At 60.4% G+C, this 18169-nt stretch carries 16 protein-coding genes; 5 read left to right on the forward strand and 11 right to left on the reverse strand.

The window, feature by feature from the left end:
* Positions 1 to 41: 41 nt before the first annotated feature.
* From cobG to KO536_RS20510, 5 genes are all read left to right on the forward strand, one after another.
* On the forward strand, positions 42 to 1373 hold the full coding sequence (gene cobG, locus KO536_RS20490; protein WP_374105719.1) for a precorrin-3B synthase: 1332 nt from the start codon (positions 42 to 44) through the stop codon (positions 1371 to 1373).
* Positions 1366 to 1992 (forward strand): precorrin-8X methylmutase, encoded by a 627-nt coding sequence (locus KO536_RS20495; protein ID WP_219262800.1) that lies wholly within the window; start codon positions 1366 to 1368, stop codon positions 1990 to 1992. The genes cobG and KO536_RS20495 overlap by 8 nt, the downstream gene beginning before the upstream one ends.
* Positions 1992 to 2723: a precorrin-2 C(20)-methyltransferase gene (locus KO536_RS20500; RefSeq protein WP_219262801.1), complete on the forward strand. Its 732-nt coding sequence runs from the start codon at positions 1992 to 1994 to the stop codon at positions 2721 to 2723. Before KO536_RS20495 ends, KO536_RS20500 begins: the two co-directional genes overlap by 1 nt.
* Positions 2720 to 4387 carry a precorrin-3B C(17)-methyltransferase gene (cobJ, locus tag KO536_RS20505; protein WP_219262802.1) on the forward strand — a complete coding sequence of 556 codons (1668 nt, stop codon included), beginning with the start codon at positions 2720 to 2722 and terminating at the stop codon, positions 4385 to 4387. Before KO536_RS20500 ends, cobJ begins: the two co-directional genes overlap by 4 nt.
* A 456-nt stretch (positions 4388 to 4843) precedes the next feature.
* The gene (locus KO536_RS20510) at positions 4844 to 5191 is read left to right on the forward strand and encodes a DUF6124 family protein (RefSeq protein ID WP_219262803.1); all 348 of its coding nucleotides are present in this window, start codon (positions 4844 to 4846) and stop codon (positions 5189 to 5191) included.
* A gap of 37 nt (positions 5192 to 5228) precedes the next feature.
* On the opposite strand, the gene KO536_RS20515 is transcribed toward KO536_RS20510, so the two are convergent.
* The 11 genes from KO536_RS20515 to aroQ all read right to left on the reverse strand — a co-directional run bounded on the left by KO536_RS20515 (position 5229) and on the right by aroQ (position 18149).
* A complete protein-coding gene (locus tag KO536_RS20515; protein WP_133078765.1) occupies positions 5229 to 5825 on the reverse strand; it encodes a MarC family protein in 597 nt (198 codons plus the stop codon).
* Positions 5826 to 5884: 59 nt separating this feature from the next.
* A complete protein-coding gene (locus KO536_RS20520) occupies positions 5885 to 8665 on the reverse strand; it encodes a hybrid sensor histidine kinase/response regulator (RefSeq protein WP_133078766.1) in 2781 nt (926 codons plus the stop codon).
* 99 nt (positions 8666 to 8764) lie between these two features.
* Positions 8765 to 10063 (reverse strand): phosphoribosylamine--glycine ligase, encoded by a 1299-nt coding sequence (purD, locus tag KO536_RS20525; protein ID WP_133078767.1) that lies wholly within the window; start codon positions 10061 to 10063, stop codon positions 8765 to 8767.
* Positions 10064 to 10231: 168 nt separating this feature from the next.
* Positions 10232 to 11839 carry a bifunctional phosphoribosylaminoimidazolecarboxamide formyltransferase/IMP cyclohydrolase gene (purH, locus tag KO536_RS20530; protein WP_219262804.1) on the reverse strand — a complete coding sequence of 536 codons (1608 nt, stop codon included), beginning with the start codon at positions 11837 to 11839 and terminating at the stop codon, positions 10232 to 10234.
* 81 nt (positions 11840 to 11920) lie between these two features.
* Complete coding sequence (gene fis, locus KO536_RS20535; RefSeq protein ID WP_003439210.1) at positions 11921 to 12241, reverse strand: DNA-binding transcriptional regulator Fis; 321 nt, start codon at positions 12239 to 12241, stop codon at positions 11921 to 11923.
* Positions 12238 to 13251: a tRNA dihydrouridine synthase DusB gene (gene dusB / locus KO536_RS20540; RefSeq protein ID WP_133078769.1), complete on the reverse strand. Its 1014-nt coding sequence runs from the start codon at positions 13249 to 13251 to the stop codon at positions 12238 to 12240. The genes fis and dusB overlap by 4 nt, the downstream gene beginning before the upstream one ends.
* A gap of 197 nt (positions 13252 to 13448) precedes the next feature.
* Positions 13449 to 14702 carry a DUF3426 domain-containing protein gene (locus tag KO536_RS20545; protein ID WP_219262805.1) on the reverse strand — a complete coding sequence of 418 codons (1254 nt, stop codon included), beginning with the start codon at positions 14700 to 14702 and terminating at the stop codon, positions 13449 to 13451.
* A 30-nt stretch (positions 14703 to 14732) separates the two neighbouring features.
* Positions 14733 to 15611 (reverse strand): 50S ribosomal protein L11 methyltransferase, encoded by an 879-nt coding sequence (prmA, locus tag KO536_RS20550; RefSeq protein WP_133078771.1) that lies wholly within the window; start codon positions 15609 to 15611, stop codon positions 14733 to 14735.
* A 219-nt stretch (positions 15612 to 15830) separates the two neighbouring features.
* A complete protein-coding gene (gene accC / locus KO536_RS20555; RefSeq protein WP_133078772.1) occupies positions 15831 to 17189 on the reverse strand; it encodes an acetyl-CoA carboxylase biotin carboxylase subunit in 1359 nt (452 codons plus the stop codon).
* A 17-nt stretch (positions 17190 to 17206) separates the two neighbouring features.
* The gene (gene accB / locus KO536_RS20560) at positions 17207 to 17668 is read right to left on the reverse strand and encodes an acetyl-CoA carboxylase biotin carboxyl carrier protein (RefSeq protein WP_019826877.1); all 462 of its coding nucleotides are present in this window, start codon (positions 17666 to 17668) and stop codon (positions 17207 to 17209) included.
* Between the two features lie 25 nt (positions 17669 to 17693).
* Complete coding sequence (aroQ, locus tag KO536_RS20565) at positions 17694 to 18149, reverse strand: type II 3-dehydroquinate dehydratase (RefSeq protein WP_048360251.1); 456 nt, start codon at positions 18147 to 18149, stop codon at positions 17694 to 17696.
* Positions 18150 to 18169 lie beyond the last annotated feature (20 nt).

The raw sequence follows: 18169 nt of genomic DNA on the forward strand, positions 1-18169 counted from the left end.
GCGCCACCTGCAATAGCGAATTGCCTGCTCTGGATAACCCTTTGATTTTGCCACCTGAACCTTCTGTCACGACGCCTGTGCGCCCTTCGGCGTGCCCGGGGTTACTGCGCATTGTCCAGGCGATGGATGGCGGTATCTGTCGGGTCAAGCTGGACGGCGGCTCTATAACGGCCGCACAGGCGCTCGCGGTGGCCGATGTTAGCCAGCGCTATGCCAGTGGTGTGATCGAGGCGACTAACCGGGGCAACCTGCAAATTCGAGGGGTTGGTCCGCAGCATGCCGCGTTGATCGGTCCCTTGCTGGACGCAGGGCTGGGGCCCGCCACGGCTGCCAGTGATGATGTGCGCAACCTGATGCTCAGCCCCACGGCAGGTATTGACCGGGATCTGTTGATCGATACCTGGCCTCTGGCCCATCAAGTCCTCGACAGCCTGCAAAACACGGCGCATTTTGCCGAGTTGTCCGCCAAGTTCGCCGTGCAACTGGACGGCGGTGAAGCGCTGGCGATGCTTGAACATCATCACGACCTTTGGTTGTCTGCCGTTGACCTAAATGGCCAGACGCTACTGGCCTTTGGTCTGGCAGGCTGCCCGGCACACGATCCTGCCCTGGCTGGCGTGCCCGTCGAGCACGGGCATGCAGTGGTGCTGGCGGTACTTACGCTGTTCCTCGACCTGGCCCGCCCCGAGCACATGCGCATGCGCCACCTGCTCAAAGAGCTGCCGGTCGAGACGTTTATGGCGCAGTTGGCACAGCGCCTGCCGGTACCGCTCATCGCGCTTTCGAGCTGGCGACGGGAGCCCGGCGCGGCGTCCTTGCACATCGGGACGTACCCACAACGCGACACGGACCGGGTCTATATCGGCGCCGCTCCGCCGCTGGGTCGGCTGAGTGCGACCATGCTTGAGGGGTTGGCGCATCTGGCCCGGGAGTATGGTGATGGCACGCTGCGGTTTACCCCGTGGCAAAGTGTGCTGCTGCCCAACCTGCGGGCTGCAGATGCGCCAACCGTCACGCGCCAGTTACACGGGCTGGGGTTGAGCTGTGATGCGGCCCTGCCGCTGGCGCACCTGATCGCCTGCACCGGCTCCAGCGCCTGTGCCAAAGGCCTGGCCGACACCAAGCAGGATGCTCGCCAGTTGGCCGCGTTGTTGACTGCGCCCAAGACGATCCATTTGACCGGCTGCCTGCGTTCTTGCGCGGCAGCCCATGTCGCGCCGGTCACATTGCTGGCCGTGGCGCCCGGTCATTACGACCTTTATTTACGTGCCCCAGAGCAGCCGGGATTCGGTGTTCTGCGTGAGCGCAACCTTACTATTGAAGCGGCAGGCGCCTGGCTTGAGGCCCGCCAACGGAGCAACACCGATGATTGATTACATCCGCGATGGTCAAGAGATCTATCGCAACTCGTTCGCCATTATTCGTGCCGAGGCCAACCTGGACAGCATCCCGGTGGATCTGGAAAAACTCGCGGTGCGGGTGATTCATGCCTGCGGCATGGTCGACGCCATTGAAGACCTGCGCTTTTCTCCGGGTGCAGGCAAGGCCGGGCGCGATGCCCTGGCCGCTGGCGCTGCAATTTTGTGCGATGCGCGCATGGTCTCCGAAGGCGTCACCCGTACCCGCTTGCCGGCCAACAACCCGGTGATTTGTACCCTGCGTGAAGAAGGCGTGCCCGAACTGGCGCTGGAAAAGGGCAACACCCGCTCGGCCGTGGCCCTTGAGCTGTGGCGCCCGTATCTGGAAGGCAGTGTGGTGGTGATCGGCAACGCGCCCACCGCGCTGTTTTACCTGCTGGAAATGATCGACGCAGGCGCGCCCAAACCAGCGCTGATCCTGGGCTTCCCGGTGGGGTTTGTTGGCGCGGCTGAGTCCAAGGCCATGCTGGCGGCAGACAGTCGCGGCGTGCCGTTTGTGATCATGCAGGGCCGCCGTGGCGGCAGCGCGATGGCCGCCGCCGCGGTCAATGCACTGGCAACGGAGATCGAATAATGACGCAGCCAGGACGTTTGATCGGTCTGGGCGTTGGCCCCGGGGACCCGGAGCTGATTACCGTTAAAGCCTTGCGCCTGCTGCGTGAGTCGCCGGTGGTGGCGTACTTCGTCGCCAAGGGCAAAAAGGGCAATGCCTTCGGCATCATCGAAGCTCATCTGCAAGACGCGCAAACCCAGATGCCGCTGGTGTATCCGGTGACCACTGAAGCGTTGCCCGAGCCATTGTCGTACGAGCAGGTGATCAGCGATTTTTACGATCAGGCTGCCGTCGAAGTGGCCGTGCATCTGGACGCCGGTCGCGATGTGGCGGTGATCTGCGAAGGCGACCCGTTCTTCTATGGTTCCTACATGTACCTGCACGACCGTCTGGCCCAGCGTTTTGAAGCGCAGGTAGTGCCGGGCGTGTGCTCGATGCTGGGTGGCGCCTCGGTGCTGGGCGTGCCGCTGGTGTATCGCAATCAGAGCCTGTCGGTGCTCTCGGGCGTGCTGCCCCATGACGAACTCAAGTCGCGCCTGGCGGTTGCCGATGCGGCGGTGATCATGAAACTGGGCCGCAACTTTCATAAGGTGCGTGAAGTGCTGGGTGAACTGGGGCTGGCCGAGCGTGCGCTGTATGTCGAGCGCGCCACCATGAGCAATCAGAAAATCGTCCCACTCAACGAAGTGGAACCGATGTCTTCGCCGTACTTCTCGCTGATCATCGTGCCCGGCGAACGGTGGCAGGGATGAGTCGTCCAGCGCCAGCCATTGTCATTCTGGGCAATGGCAGCCTGAATACCGCGCAGCGTATTCAACAGTGCTATCCCGAGGCGCTGATTTACGGTCTTGCAGGGCGGGTTGAGGACGTTGATCGCGGTTACAGCGATTTTGGCGCCACCCTGCGTGAGCTGTATCAACAGGGCACACCGATTATTGCGCTGTGCGCGGCGGGGATTGTGATCCGCACGCTGGCACCGTTGTTGCTGGAGAAGGGCGCCGAGCCGCCGGTACTGGCCGTGGCCGAAGACGCCAGCGCGGTGGTGCCGCTGCTGGGCGGGCTGGGTGGCGTGAATGATATGGCCCGCAATATCGCTGCAGGCCTGGGTATTGCCCCGGCAATTACCACCAGTGGTGAGCTGCGTTTTGGCACCTGCCTGCTCAATCCGCCAGCGGGTTATGCGCTGGGTGATCTTGAGCTGGGCAAGCGCTTTGTCTCGGACCTGCTGGCGGGCGAGTCGGTGCGGATCGAAGGGGATGCGCCATGGCTGGCCAGCGCTCAACTGCCTGAAAGTCAGCAGGCACGGCTGGCCATTCATATTGGCAGTGCCGAACGTGAACCGGCCGCCGACGAACTGCTGATCTATCCCCGTAATGTGCTGGTGAAAGTGGCTGCTGAAGTGTTGCCACAGGCCATTCGCCAGGCCTTGCATAACGCGAAGCTGGCGTGGCAATCACTGGCGTGCATCGTCGCCGACGATACCTTGATGGCCAGCGCGCAATTGCGTGAAACAGCCCTTGAACTGGCGGTGCCCCTGCGCTTTGTCAGCGCGGGTGAGCCGGTAGTGCCTGCTGTCTGGCGCGAGGTGGGCAATGACATGTCCCTGGGCGTTGCCCCCGCGCCATTGGACCCGTTGCAGCTGGGTCGGGCCCGTGGCCGTCTGGCCGTGATCGGCCTGGGCCCTGGCGCCGCCGAGTTGATGGTGCCTGCGGTCAAGGCCGAGCTGGCGCGGGCCAATGATGTGTTGGGCTATGAGACGTATGTGCGCATGGCCGGCCCGTTTCGCGACGATCAGGTGATGCATTGCACCGATAACCGCGAAGAGATGCAGCGCGCCCGCCATGCGTTTGAGCTGGCGGCCCAGGGTCGTTCGGTGGTGGTGGTGTCTTCGGGGGATCCGGGGGTGTTTGCCATGGCGGCGGCCGTGCTTGAGGCCTTGCACGAGTCCACGGACCCGCAGTGGCACAGCGTTGACCTGGAGATGTTGCCGGGGGTGTCGGCCTCGCTGGCCACGGCGGCGCAGGCGGGAGCGCCGTTGGGGCATGACTTCTGCGTGATGTCGCTGTCGGACAACCTCAAGCCGTGGAGCATCATTGAAAAGCGACTGGACCTGGCCGCTGAGGCGGATCTGGCGCTGGCGTTCTACAACCCGATTTCCCGTTCGCGCCCGTGGCAGCTGGGCGTGGCGCTGGATATCGTCAGGCGCCATCGCACGGCGCAAACACCGGTGGTACTGGGGCGCGATATCGGTCGTCCGGGGCAGACCCTGCGGGTGACTACGCTGGGTGAGTTGACGCCGGATCAGGTGGATATGCGCACGATGGTGCTGGTGGGGTCGTCGACCACCTGCACATTCCCGCGGGTCGATGGCACGCAGTGGGTGTACACGCCGCGCTGGTATGGCGAGAAACCCTGACAAAAGCCTGTAGTCGCTGAGGAGCGGAGCGAGGCTGCGAGGGGTTGCGCAGCGACCCTGCTTGAAGGTCCTTCGGCCCTTATCGCAGCCTGCGGCAGCGACTACACGTGGTGTTCAGGCCTTGGAAATCAGTCATTTCGTACGACGTTTCGCTTTCATTCTCGTGAAACATCCGAGAAGATTCCGCTCGCTTGCGCCTGTCCATTTCGGGGAATAGTCTCGGCCAATCGCTGCAAAATCAGCGATCGGGTTTAGTAGCCCGGCTTTAGTGTTTGGCGCAAGGCGCCACCTTTTCGAGGCGCTTTTTTACGGCCTGCGTTTTATGGTGGCCGTGCGCAGGGTGCCCTCGGGCACGCCGGTTCCCAAACACGCCGGTCTACTAACCTGTGCACGGCTGCCACCCATTTGTTTAGTAGCGAAAAGTGGCAGCTCCCTTAACGTGTTTGGAGTTAAGCCATGAAAAAAATCACCCCCGATCCCCCTGCTTTACCCCTCGATGCTGCTGACAGTCACGACCCGTTGCTGGATCGTGCCGCCGTCGAACGTGCGCTCAATTACTACCTGCAAAACCATAAGCCTTATCGCCCTATAGGCACGGCCATGCTGGCCATCCCGAACAGTGTCAATTCAGAAGCGGCTTTGGCCCAGGCGTCAGACTTGTTGCGCTGTGCGGGTGCCTGCGCGAATGAGGTGGGGAATGGCTTGAGCGGGCCTGCGCGCGATTTGGTGTTGTCGGTCATGCACCTGGTGGAGCTGGCCAAGGGGTATGTCGACAAGTCGCTGGACACGCTGGCAACGCACTAAGGCAGCACGCGCCTGATTGGCGACAGGCGCGTCATTGTCAGGGAACCATGTAGCCCCGGATCCCGGTGAAGATGATCTGGGCCGCCAGGGCGCAGACAAACAGGCCCATCAGGCGACTGACGATCTGCAGCCCCTGTTCGCCCAGTATCCGTTCGATTCGGTTGGAGAGGTAAAGCACCACGCCAACCGTCAGGCTCGCCAGCGCAATACTGGTGATCGCCATCAGCTTGTCGTCCCAATGGGGCTGACTGACCCCCATGACCAGCAACGCACCAATGGTGCCGGGGCCGACGGTCAGCGGAATGGTCAGCGGAACTATGGTCACGTCTTGCTGCACGTTGTCGGTCTGGACGGCCGATTTACCCTGGGCCATGCCCAGTGCCGAAATAAACAGCACGCTGCCGGCACCGATGCGGAAGGCGTCGACGGTAATGCCAAACACATTGAAGATCGCGCGCCCAAACAGGTACAGCAGTACGCTGGAGATCAGCGTTGCCAGCGCCACCTTCCAGGCCAGGCGACGGCGTTCCTTGTTCGAGTAACCCCGGGTCAGGCTGATAAAGCACGACAGCACGAAAAACGGGCTGTAGAGCACCAGCATCTTCAAATACACACTGAACAGCATATGAAGCATGGTCTTGGCTCATATCGAAGGGGGGGCGCCCGAAAGTCTATCAGGGGATCGGCTGTCTGTTAGGACAGTTGTGCCGTGGATTGACGCAACTCACGTTGTTCAACCCAAAACTCCACCAGTTCTCGCAGTTGCGACAGTTCTACGGGTTTGGACATGTGGCCGTCCATGCCGGCCTGACGGGCGCGCTCCTTGTGTTCGGTGAGGATGTGCGCGGTCAATGCGACCACCGGGGTGCGTATGCGCTGATGGCTGACTTCCCAGGCGCGCAATTGCTCCGTGGCTGAGAAACCGTCCAGCACGGGCATTTCACAGTCCATCAGCACCAGATCGTATTGCCGGGCTTTCATGGCTTTGAGTGCTTCTTCACCGTTGCAGGCGGTGTCCGGGTTCAGGTTGAGCTTGCCCAGCATGCCGCGAATGACCTTGGTGGAGATGTTGTTGTCTTCGGCCACCAGGATGCGAAAGTCATTGGGCACTGAAACAGGCACGGCGGCGGGGCCGTTGGCGGTGGTGTGCGCGGTGGCATGGCCCTTGTTGCGTTGGGTCAGCTCATCGGCCAGGGTGGTTTTGAGGGTGTAGCCGGCCACCGGTTTGGCGAGGATGCGTTTGATCCCGCAGTTGCGTGCAATGATCTTGCTCGGTGCGTTGCTGATCCCCGTGAGCATGACCAGCAGGATGTCGTGGTTCAGGCTCGGGTCTTCCTTGATTTTGGCGGCCAGTTGCATGCCGGTCATGCCGGGCATGTTCTGGTCCAGCAGCACGATGTCGAAGTAATCACGCAAGTGGGCCTTGGTGCGCAGCAAGGCCAGGGCTTCCTTGCCCGATGCCGCAGCACTGACATTCAAACCCCAGGCGCAACATTGCTGTACCAGCACTTTGCGGCAGGTGTCATTGTCGTCCACCACCAGCACCCGTGCGCCCTTGAGCGGGCTGTCCAGGTCGGAAGTCGGGTGCTCAAGGTGTTGCGGGTCCAGGGGCAGTGTCAGCCACAGGTTGCTGCCGGTGGTTTGTCCGGGCTTTATGCCGAATTCACCGCCCATCAACATGATCAGCTGGCGAGCGATCACCAGGCCCAGATGGCCTCCCAGGCGGGTCGCGGCGAGGAAGTTCTTGCTGTGCAATTCGGCGTGCAACAGGGCATCACGCTCCTGTTCATCCATCGGTTGGCCAGAGTCCTGAATGGCAATGCGCAGTCGCGGCGGGCCACTGCGTTCCTCCAGTGCGACAACGATGAGGATCTCGCCCTCGTCAGTCTTTTTCAGGGAACTTTCGAGCAGGCTCAGCAGTGTTTGGCGCAAACGCGTAGGGTCACCGCTGATGACCCGTGGCACTTGTGGCTGGATAAAACTGATGAGTTCGACGTTCTGCTGTTCGGCCTTGGTGCGAAAAATACTCAGGCAGTCTTCGATCAGGGCATTGAGATCGAATTGCACGTCATCAAGCTCGATTTGCCCCGATTCGAGCTTGGAAATATCGAGAATTTCGTTAATCAGTGTCAGCAGTTCGTTACCCGCACTGTGGATGGTCTGGACGTAGTCCCGTTGCTTGACCGACAGCGGCGTGCCCAACAGTAGCTCGGTCATGCCCAGCACCCCGTTCATGGGGGTGCGGATTTCATGGCTGATCTTGGCCAGAAACTCGGCCTTGGCATTCACTTCGGCATTACTGGCGGCCAGCTCGCGGCTAATACTGAATTGGGCCTGGGTAATGCTGCGGTTGCGCTCGCTCAGGGCGATGCTCATCAGCAACCCGCTGATGCAGATGATCACCATCAGGGCCAGGACCAGCTCCTGCGGCGCGATAAGGGTCAAGCCCAGCAACGCGGGGAGAATCACCAGGGTGCCGATGTTGAAAATCACCATCGCCATGACAAACATGCGCGCGGGCCGATAGCCCTTTTGCCAGTGGTAGACCGAGACGGCCAGGATGCTGACGCTTGCCAGTCCGACCAGGGCGTAGGTCATCACGTTCAGCGGCAGATTATCGATAAACAGGAGCAACAGGCCGCCGAGGCCGATGATCAGGATATCCAGCAGCAGCAGCTTGTGCAGCCGGTGCGCACCACGGGTCGAGAAAAAGCTGTAGGTAAACATCAGCCCGCAAGGGGCTGTCAGCAGCAGCGTCAGGTACGCGCCGGGGGTCTGGATGGCGTGCCAGTCAGGGAGCCAGGGGTCCAGCAGGTTCAGGAACAGCGCCGAACTGGCCATCAGCAGGATTTCACAGATGGCCAGCCACAGGCTGCTGGGCGAACGGCTGAAGGCGAAGCGAATAAGGTTGTGCAGCAACAGCATCGACATGCAGCCCAGCAGCAAGCCATAGAGCAAGGGCTTGGTCTGGTTGGCAGCCAGCATGACGGCAGTGTCGAGGGTAATGTGGGGGCGCAACTGATGGTCCGAGACCATGCGCAGGTAGACATCCAGAGGTTGTGAGCTTTGGGGCAGGGGCAGCAGGTAGTCGCTGCTGGGCACGGGCTTGCTGTTGATGGGCAATGCCGTGCCGGTGTTGGTCTGGCTGATCAGTTTTTGATCATCGAAGACATACATGTCGAGGTTTGCCAGATCGGGGGCGAATATCCGCAGGATCTGTTCATGCTTGTCGGGTTGCAGGTGTACCCGCAGCCACAGGGCTTCGCCGGGTTCTGCAGCGGCTATTCGGTCGAGTTCGACAGGGCTGAACTGGCTGGATAGCCGGGGTGAGCGCACATCACTCAGTTGCAGGGTAGCCTGAGGGTCTGGCAATACAGACCAACTGGTACCTGATGCAGCCTGCACAGGCATCATGCCGAGCACAGAGCCCAGCAACGTGATGGTAAAAGCTATGGCGATCCTGAGCCAGCGCACGGCGAAATCCCTTCGTAAAGTGAAGCCAGATGATAACTATGCGCGGGCCTGGAATAGTTAGGCAAGGGCAGGCAGCCCCCGCCTATCTATGTGGATTGCTTATTCCTGGTCGTCACCGCGTTCGCGTGCAATAGCTCGGTAGCCAATATCGTTACGGTAGAAGCAACCTTCCCACTCGATGGCCTTGGCCAGTTCGTAGGCCTTGTGTTGTGCCGCTTCAACGGTGTCACCCATTGCGGTTGCGCACAGTACTCGGCCACCCGAGGTTACGACTTCACCGGCTTGATTAAGTGCCGTACCTGCATGGAAAACCTTGCCTTCCAGCTTTGCTGCGGCATCCAGACCGTGGATGACCGTGCCCTTGGCGTAATCGCCAGGGTAGCCACCGGCAGCCAGGACGATGCCCAGGCTTGGGCGCGGATCCCATTGCGCTTCAACCTTGTCCAGCGCCTGGGCCAGTGCGGCCTCAACCAGCAGCACCAGGCTCGATTGCAGACGCAGCATCACCGGTTGGGTTTCAGGGTCGCCGAAGCGGCAGTTGAACTCGATGACTTTCGGGTTGCCGGCTTTGTCGATCATCAGGCCTGCGTACAGGAAACCGGTGTAGACGTTACCTTCGTCAGCCATGCCGCGCACGGTAGGCCAGATCACCAGATCCATCACGCGCTGGTGAACGTCGGCGGTCACGACCGGGGCAGGGGAGTAAGCGCCCATGCCGCCGGTGTTCGGGCCGGTGTCGCCATCGCCAACACGTTTGTGGTCCTGGCTGGTGGCCATTGGCAGAACGTTCTTGCCGTCGACCATCACGATGAAGCTGGCTTCTTCGCCGTCGAGGAACTCTTCGATCACGACCCGTGAACCGGCTTCGCCAAAGGCGTTGCCTGCGAGCATGTCGCGTACGGCGTCTTCGGCTTCGGTCAGGGTCATGGCGACGATTACGCCTTTACCTGCGGCCAGGCCGTCGGCCTTGATCACGATCGGCGCGCCGACTTTCTGCAGATAAGCCAGAGCCGGTTCGATTTCAGTGAAATTCTGGTAGTCGGCGGTCGGGATCTTGTGGCGTGCCAGGAAGTCCTTGGTGAACGCCTTGGAGCCTTCCAGCTGAGCAGCGCCGGCGGTAGGGCCGAAGCAGTCCAGGCCACGGGCGCGGAACAGATCTACCACACCGGCTACCAGAGGTACTTCCGGACCCACGATGGTCAGGGAGACATTCTTCTCGGCGAAATCTGCCAGCTGCTCAAGGGCCAGCACGTCGATGGCGACGTTCTCGCATTTGGCTTCAATGGCGGTGCCGGCGTTGCCCGGGGCAACGAATACTTTAGCGACACGTGGGTCCTGAGCTACTTTCCAGGCCAGTGCGTGTTCGCGGCCACCGCTGCCAATGATCAAAACATTCATTTCAAAAACCTCGGATGACGCTGAATTCTGGTGAGCACCGCAACCTGAGCCTGTAGTCGCTGCCGAAGGCTGCGAAGGGTTGCGAAGCAACCCGTTATCTCAGGCTCCCTGCAAATCCCATCGCAGCCTTCGGCAGCGACTACAGGGTTGCGGTGCGCTCAAAAGTGATTAGTGACGGAAGTGGCGCATGCCGGTGAACACCATGGCAATACCGGCTTCGTCTGCAGCTGCAATCACTTCGCTGTCACGCATCGAGCCGCCCGGCTGGATCACCGCAGTGATACCGGCCTTGGCCGCGTTGTCGATGCCGTCACGGAACGGGAAGAAGGCGTCCGATGCCATGACGGCACCCTGTACTTGCAGACCGGCGTGCTCGGCCTTGATCGCGGCAATACGGGCCGAGTTTACGCGGCTCATCTGGCCCGCGCCGACACCGATGGTCTGACGGCCCTTGGCGTAGACGATGGCGTTGGACTTCACGTACTTGGCTACTTTCCAGGCGAAGATCAGGTCGTTGATCTCTTGCTCGGTCGGTGCGCGCTTGGTCACGACTTTCAGGTCTTCGCTGCCGATCATCTCGATGTCACGGCTTTGAACCAGCAGGCCGCCGTTGACGCGCTTGAAGTCCCAGGCCGGGGCGCGATCTTCGCTCCACTGACCGCAGGCCAGCAGGCGCACGTTGGCTTTGGCCGCGACGATGGCGCGGGCTTCCTCGCTCACGGACGGGGCGATGATCACTTCAACGAACTGACGCTCAACAATGGCCTTGGCCGTTTCGGCGTCCAGTTCACGGTTGAAGGCGATGATGCCGCCGAACGCCGATTCGGTATCCGTGGCGTAAGCCAGTTCGTACGCCTGGCGGATGCCGCCTTCAGCGTCCGGGCTCACGGCTACGCCGCACGGGTTGGCGTGCTTGACGATCACGCAAGCCGGTTTGACGAAGCTTTTTACGCATTCCAGCGCGGCGTCGGTGTCGGCCACGTTGTTGAACGACAGTTCCTTGCCTTGCAGCTGGGTTGCCGTCGCGATGCTGACTTCGGTCGGCTTGGCTTCAACGTAGAACGCCGCTTTCTGGTGCGGGTTCTCGCCGTAGCGCATTTCCTGGGCCTTGATGAACTGGCTGTTGAAGGTGCGCGGGAACAGGCCGCGGTCTTCGGTGCTCAGTACTTCAGCGGCCTGGTTCACGGTGCCCAGGTAGTTGGCGATCATGCCGTCGTAGGCCGCGGTGTGTTCAAACGCCTTGAGCATCAGGTCGAAACGCTGTGCGTAGGTCAGGCCACCGGCCTTGAGGTTTTCCAGAACGTTGGCGTAATCGCTGGCATTCACCACGATGGCCACGTCTTTGTGGTTTTTTGCAGCCGAACGGACCATGGTCGGGCCGCCGATGTCGATGTTCTCGATGGCGGTCGGCAGGTCGCAGCCTGGCTTGGAGATGGTGGCTTCGAACGGGTAGAGGTTAACGGCTACCAGGTCGATCGGCTTGATGCCGTGCTCGCTCATGATGTCGTCATCGATGCCGCGACGGCCCAGAATGCCACCGTGGATTTTCGGGTGCAGGGTTTTCACCCGACCGTCCATCATTTCTGCAAAGCCGGTGTAGTCCGCCACTTCAACGGCGGCTACGCCGTTGTCTTGCAGCAGCTTGAACGTACCGCCAGTGGACAGGATCTCGACGCCGAGGGCTTCCAGTTCACGGGCGAAATCAAGGATTCCGGTTTTGTCGGAAACGCTGATTAGAGCGCGGCGGATCGGCAGGCGGGTAGTCTGATCGGTCATCTCGATTTCCATCAAAAGCAAAGGAGTCAGCAAAAAAGGCGGCCTGTTTTATCAGGACGCCTTTCAGGTTTGATTGAATGCTTACAGCAGATCGTACTGTTTGAGCTTTTTGCGCAAGGTGCCGCGATTGAGGCCCAGCAGCTCGGAGGCCTTGGTCTGGTTGCCCTTGACGTAGTTCATGACGCACTCGAGAAGGGGAGCCTCGACTTCGGAAAGTACCAGGTTGTAGACGTCCGTGACTTCAGCGCCCTCCAGGTGGGCGAAATAATTGTGCAGCGCCTTTTCGACACTCCCGCGAAGGGTCTGGCCTTCTTCGCTCGGTGTATTGAGGTGCTGTTTCAAGTTGACGTTGTCGCTCACGGGCGTTGTTCCACTCACTAATGTCTCGGTCATCATCGTCATGCGGCCACCCATCCTTCGTCCCCTGTTACCAGGCTCTTGTGTCGTTCGGCGAAAAACGCCTGAACGTTGGCGCATTGTGCTTCCGTATCTTCTAAACGATTGAAGTGGGCGCGAAACTCCTTGGCGCCCGGCAAGGTTGCCAGATACCAGCCGACATGCTTGCGGGCAATGCGTACGCCCAGCACCTCCCCATAGAAGGTATGCAATGCAGTCAGGTGCTCCAGCAGAATACGTTCCACTTCACTCAACTGCGGTGCCGGCATCAGTTGCCCGGTGCGCAGAAAGTGATCAATTTCGCGGAAAATCCAGGGCCGCCCTTGAGCCGCCCTGCCTATCAATAGTCCGTCAGCCCCGGTCGCGTTCAACACGTGCAGGGCCTTGTGGGGTGAATCAATGTCGCCGTTGGCAAAGACCGGTATCGACACCGCCTGCTTGATCGCGGCAATGGTGTCGTACTCGGCTTCGCCGGTGTACAGGTCGGCACGGGTTCTGCCGTGCACCGCCAGAGCGGTAATGCCGGCCTGTTCGGCGATCTTTGCCACCGTAATGCCGTTCTTGTTGTCCCGGTCCCAGCCGGTACGGATCTTCAGGGTAACCGGCACATCAACCGCAGCCACGACGGCCTGCAGGATCTCGTTTACCAGTGCTTCATCTTTTAGCAACGCGGAGCCGGCGGCCTTGTTGCAGACCTTTTTTGCCGGGCAACCCATGTTGATGTCAATTATCTGTGCGCCCAGTTCCACATTGGCCCTGGCGGCGTCTGCCAGCATTTGCGCGTCACCGCCGGCGATCTGTACCGAGCGTGGCTCGGGATCACCGTCGTGAATCATGCGCAGGCGCGATTTGCGGCTGTTCCAGAGACTCATGTCACTGGTGACCATTTCCGAAACAACCAGGCCTGCACCCATCCGTCGACAAAGCTGACGAAAGGGCTGGTCGGTGACACCCGCCATAGGGGCGAGAATCAAACCGTTGTGCAATGTATATGGGCCGATGCGTACCGCCGACATAGGACTTCCCTGTTGTGGGGCCGGATCTTGGGAGTTCGAAAAAGGGTTGGCATGATACCCGCTCTCGATGACTGGTTAAAGACGCAATTGGATGAATTTTGAACAATTAGCCGCAAGACACAAACCGCAAGCGGCAAGTGGGGGGCTAAGAGCCCGGCACTTGCCGCTTGCGGTTTGTCACTCAAAGCGTAGCGCGGTTATTCGGGCGAGTGAAAACTCAGGCTGTAGTTCACGGCCTTGGGACCCGGGTCGAGGATGTCCAGCGCAATATGGATGGGGGTTTGCGGGGGCATTTCGGCTTTTGACAAATCCCCGGTCAGGTATTCGCCGGGTTTAAACCGACGACTGGCAATCATTTTGCCGTTGAGGTCGGCAAAACGCAGTTCCAGTAACGGGAAGGGCTGGGAGAACGGTGCGCGGTTGTAGAGGATGGCATCCACCACCAGCGCTCCGGTGAACTCGGGATGGCTGCGCACCACCAGATTGCTGCTTTTGATGCGGTCGATATCGACTTTGGACGGCACCGTGCAGCCGATCTGCGGACACAGTTGCTGGAAGATCGGACGGTATTGATCCTGGCGTGCCAGCTCGTCGAAGTGGTTGGCAATGTACTGCCCGGCCAATGCCGCCGCGGCCAGCAATACCAGCAAGGTCCAGAGCAGGCGCTTGCCCCAGGGGGTACGGCGCTTCTGCCAGTCCAGGTGCAGCGGATCGTCGACCAGATCCATCAACGGATCTTCGCGCATGGCTGGCTCGCTGCGCTTGCGCTTGTCTTTGCTGACCGGCGCAGGTTCAGGGAGCTCGTCGTCATCGTCATCGGTCGCCGACAGGCGCTCGCCCGGCAGCGGCGGCTCAAGGTCGTCGTCCAGCGAAAGCTGGAGCGGCGGTGTGTCGTCCGGTTCGTCGAGGTCCAATGACACTGACGGTTCGGTACGCCCTGTCTTGGAGAGCTCTACGGCTTTTTCGGCATCCTTGGCCGTCTCGGCGCGGTCGGCTGCAGATTCACTGAACAGGCTGTCAGACCATTCGTTTTCTTCAGCGTCATTGCTTTCGCGACGAGCACTCAGTGAGCTGCTTTTGGGCGTGTGGGGCTGGCCGAAGCTTTTGCTGGGCTGTATTTCACGCTCTTCGAGCTTGGCCAGCTCTTCGTCCAGATCCAGATGGTCGAGGTCCATCGCGTTGGCCTGCCACGGTGCCGGGCTGGCCGGCACAGGTGTGGCAGGGGCCTGGACGGGTGTCGGCTCGATTACTTCGGGCGCGGCAACGGCAGGAGTCACCACGGCGGGCGGCTGCTCTGTTTCAGTGCTCTGGTTCAGCAGTTGCTGTGCGGCATTGAACACTTGCAGGCAGGCGCCGCAGCGCACCACTCCGCGAGCCATGCCCAATTGGGCGTGGCGCACGCGAAAGCTGGTTTGGCAATGTGGGCACTGGGTAACGAAGCTATCGTTCATGCGGCCATCCGGATTGAGCAGGCGTGCATTCTAGCGCCGACGGCCACTGATGCGCACCCAGCCATCGCGATTGGCAATCGGATCCAGATCGAAGTCCTTGGCGTACGCCGCAGCCACTTCTTCGCCCTGTTCGGCGAGGATGCCCGACAGTGCCAGGCGGCCACCCGGCTTGACCAGGCTCGACAATTGCGGTGCGAGGGATACCAGCGGGCCTGCCAGGATGTTGGCAACCACCACGTCGGCCTGAACCTGTGGCAGGTCTTCAGGCAGGTACAACGGGAACAGTGCTTCGGCGACATTGTTGCGCCCGGCGTTATCGCGGGAGGCTTCCAGCGCCTGCACGTCGATATCGGTGCCGATGGCTTCCCTGGCGCCCAGCAGCAGGGCGGCAATGGCCAGAATCCCCGAGCCGCAGCCGAAGTCCAGCACGTTGCAGTCTTTCAAATCCTGGCCGTCGAGCCATTCCAGGCACAGTGCGGTGGTCGGGTGGGTGCCGGTGCCGAACGCCAGGCCCGGATCGAGCAGCAGGTTGACCGCATCAGGTTCCGGGGCTGCGTGCCAGCTTGGCACGATCCACAGGCGCTGGCCGAAGCGCATCGGATGGAAGTTGTCCATCCAGCTGCGCTCCCAGTCCTGGTCTTCGATGACTTCGGCGTGGTGTTCAGGCAGTGGCGAGCCGGTGAGCAGTTCCAGATGGGACAGCACGAGGTCGGCTTCGGTGCCGCCTTCGAACAATGCCAGCAAATGGGTGTGCGACCACAGGGGGGTAGTGTTGAGTTCAGGTTCGAAAATCGGTTGATCTTCGGCGTCCATGAACGTCACAGAAACGGCACCGACTTCGAGGAACGCGTCTTCGTAGGTTTCGGCTTGTTCCGGGCTGATGGCGAGGCGTACTTGCAGCCAAGGCATGGCGGGCACCTTTGAAAAATAGGAGTGTGCAGCCGGTCGGGCTGCGAGAAGCGCGCAAGTTTACGCGAGCGGGCAGGCAGGGGGGTAATCAAAAACGATGAAAAGCGATCACGGCTGCGCACCCCATCGCAGCCTCGTACCTCGTCAGCGACTACAGGTATTGCAAACTCAGAAACAACAAAGCCGCTCGAAAGCGGCTTTGTTGATCGGATGACAAACTTACTGGTTAGCCAGTTTGTGTTCCAGGTAGTGAATGTTGACGCCGCCTTTGCAGAAGCCTTCGTCATTCACCAGGTCGCGGTGCAGCGGGATGTTGGTCTTGATACCGTCGACCACGATTTCGTCCAGGGCATTGCGCATGCGCGCCATGGCTTCGTCACGGGTCGACCCCCAGGTGATCAGCTTGCCGATCAGGGAGTCGTAGTTGGACGGAACCTTGTAGCCGCTGTACAGGTGCGAATCGACGCGAACGCCGTTGCCGCCCGGAGCGTGGAAGTGCTTGACCATGCCAGGGCTCGGCATGAACGTCGCAGGGTCTTCAGCGTTGATCCGGCACTCCAGCGAGTGACCGTGAATGTTCACGTCAGCCTGGGTGAAGGACAGCTTGTTACCGGCTGCGATGCTCAACATCTCTTTCAGGATGTCGATGCCAGTAACCATTTCAGACACCGGGTGCTCTACTTGCACACGAGTGTTCATCTCGATGAAGTAGAAGCGACCGTTTTCGTACAGGAACTCGAAAGTACCCGCGCCACGGTAGTTGATGTCGACACAGGCTTTTACGCAGCGAGCCAGAACTTCAGCGCGTGCGGTTTCGTCGATGCCCGGTGCCGGTGCTTCTTCCAGCACTTTCTGGTGACGACGTTGCAGCGAGCAATCGCGGTCGCCCAGGTGGATCGCGTTACCCTGGCCATCGGAAATGACCTGAACTTCCACGTGACGTGGGTTGGTCAGGTATTTTTCGAGGTAGACCATCGGGTTGCTGAACCAGGCGCCGGCTTCTTCGCGGGTCTGCTTGGCAGCTTCGATCAGGTCTTCTTCACGGTGTACAACGCGCATGCCACGGCCACCGCCGCCGCCTGCTGCCTTGATGATCACCGGGTAGCCGACTTCACGGCCGATGCGCAGTGCGGTTTCTTCGTCTTCAGGCAGCGGGCCGTCAGAACCTGGAACCGTAGGTACGCCTGCAGCGATCATGGCGTGCTTGGCCGAAACCTTGTCGCCCATCAGGCGAATGGTGTCGGCTTTCGGGCCGATGAAGGCAAAGCCGGATTTCTCGACTTGCTCGGCGAAATCGGCGTTTTCAGCCAAAAAGCCGTAGCCCGGGTGAATCGCCGTGGCGCCGGTCACTTCAGCGGCCGCGATGATGGCCGGAATGTGCAGGTAAGACAGGTTGGCCGGTGCCGGGCCGATGCAGACGGTTTCGTCTGCCAGACCCAGGTGCATCAGCTCTTTGTCGGCAGTGGAGTACACCGCGACGGTCTTGATCCCCATTTCCTTGCACGCCCGCAGGATGCGCAAAGCAATCTCGCCACGGTTGGCGATCAGGACTTTTTCCAGCTTCTGAGGCTTCAGCATCGTTGGCTCCCCGCGGTTCAAACGATGGTGAACAGCGGTTGGTCGAACTCAACCGGCTGACCGTTTTCGACCAGGATGGATTCGATAACGCCGGCTTTTTCAGCCGTGATGTGGTTCATCATTTTCATCGCTTCAACGATGCAAATGGTGTCGCCAACCTTGACGGTCTGGCCAACTTCAACGAAGGCAGGCGAGGTTGGAGCCGGGGTGCGGTAGAACGTACCGACCATTGGCGACTTGACCACAAAACCGTTCAGTTTTGGTGCAGCAGGCGCTTCGGTCACGGTGGCAACCGGAGCAACAGCAACGGGAGCCGCGGCTGGAGCTTGTTGCATTGGTGCCGGTGCGTAGAACTGCTGAGCTGGAGTCTTGCTGTGACGGCTGATGCGTACGGACTCTTCGCCTTCTTTAATTTCCAGCTCGTCGATGCCGGACTCTTCCAGCAGTTCGATCAGCTTCTTAACTTTACGGATATCCATGAATCGTCAACTCCCAATGGGTCTGTCAGGGGCGTTTAGCTTGTAGTTCAAGCTGTTCCAGGGCGGCCTCCAAGGCCAGTCGATAACCGCTGGCGCCAAGGCCGCAGATCACACCTACCGCAACGTCGGAGAAGTAGGAGTGATGGCGGAAAGGTTCGCGTTTGTGCACGTTAGACAAATGCACTTCGATGAATGGGATGCTCACCGCCAGCAGCGCGTCACGTAATGCCACGCTGGTGTGGGTAAAAGCCGCCGGGTTGATCAGAATAAAGTCCACGCCTTCGTTGCGGGCAGCGTGTACGCGGTCGATCAATTCATACTCGGCATTGCTTTGCAGGTAGAGCAAATGGTGGCCGGCATCACGGGCTCTCTGTTCCAGATCCTGATTGATTTGCGCCAGGGTAGTTGCGCCGTAGACGCCCGGCTCGCGGGTGCCAAGCAGGTTCAGGTTGGGGCCGTGCAGTACCAGAAAAGTCGCCATCTGCTGTTCCTTATTATCTA

Origin of the sequence: Pseudomonas sp. NKUCC02_KPG, from assembly GCF_019345465.1 — a bacterium.
GTDB lineage: Bacteria > Pseudomonadota > Gammaproteobacteria > Pseudomonadales > Pseudomonadaceae > Aquipseudomonas.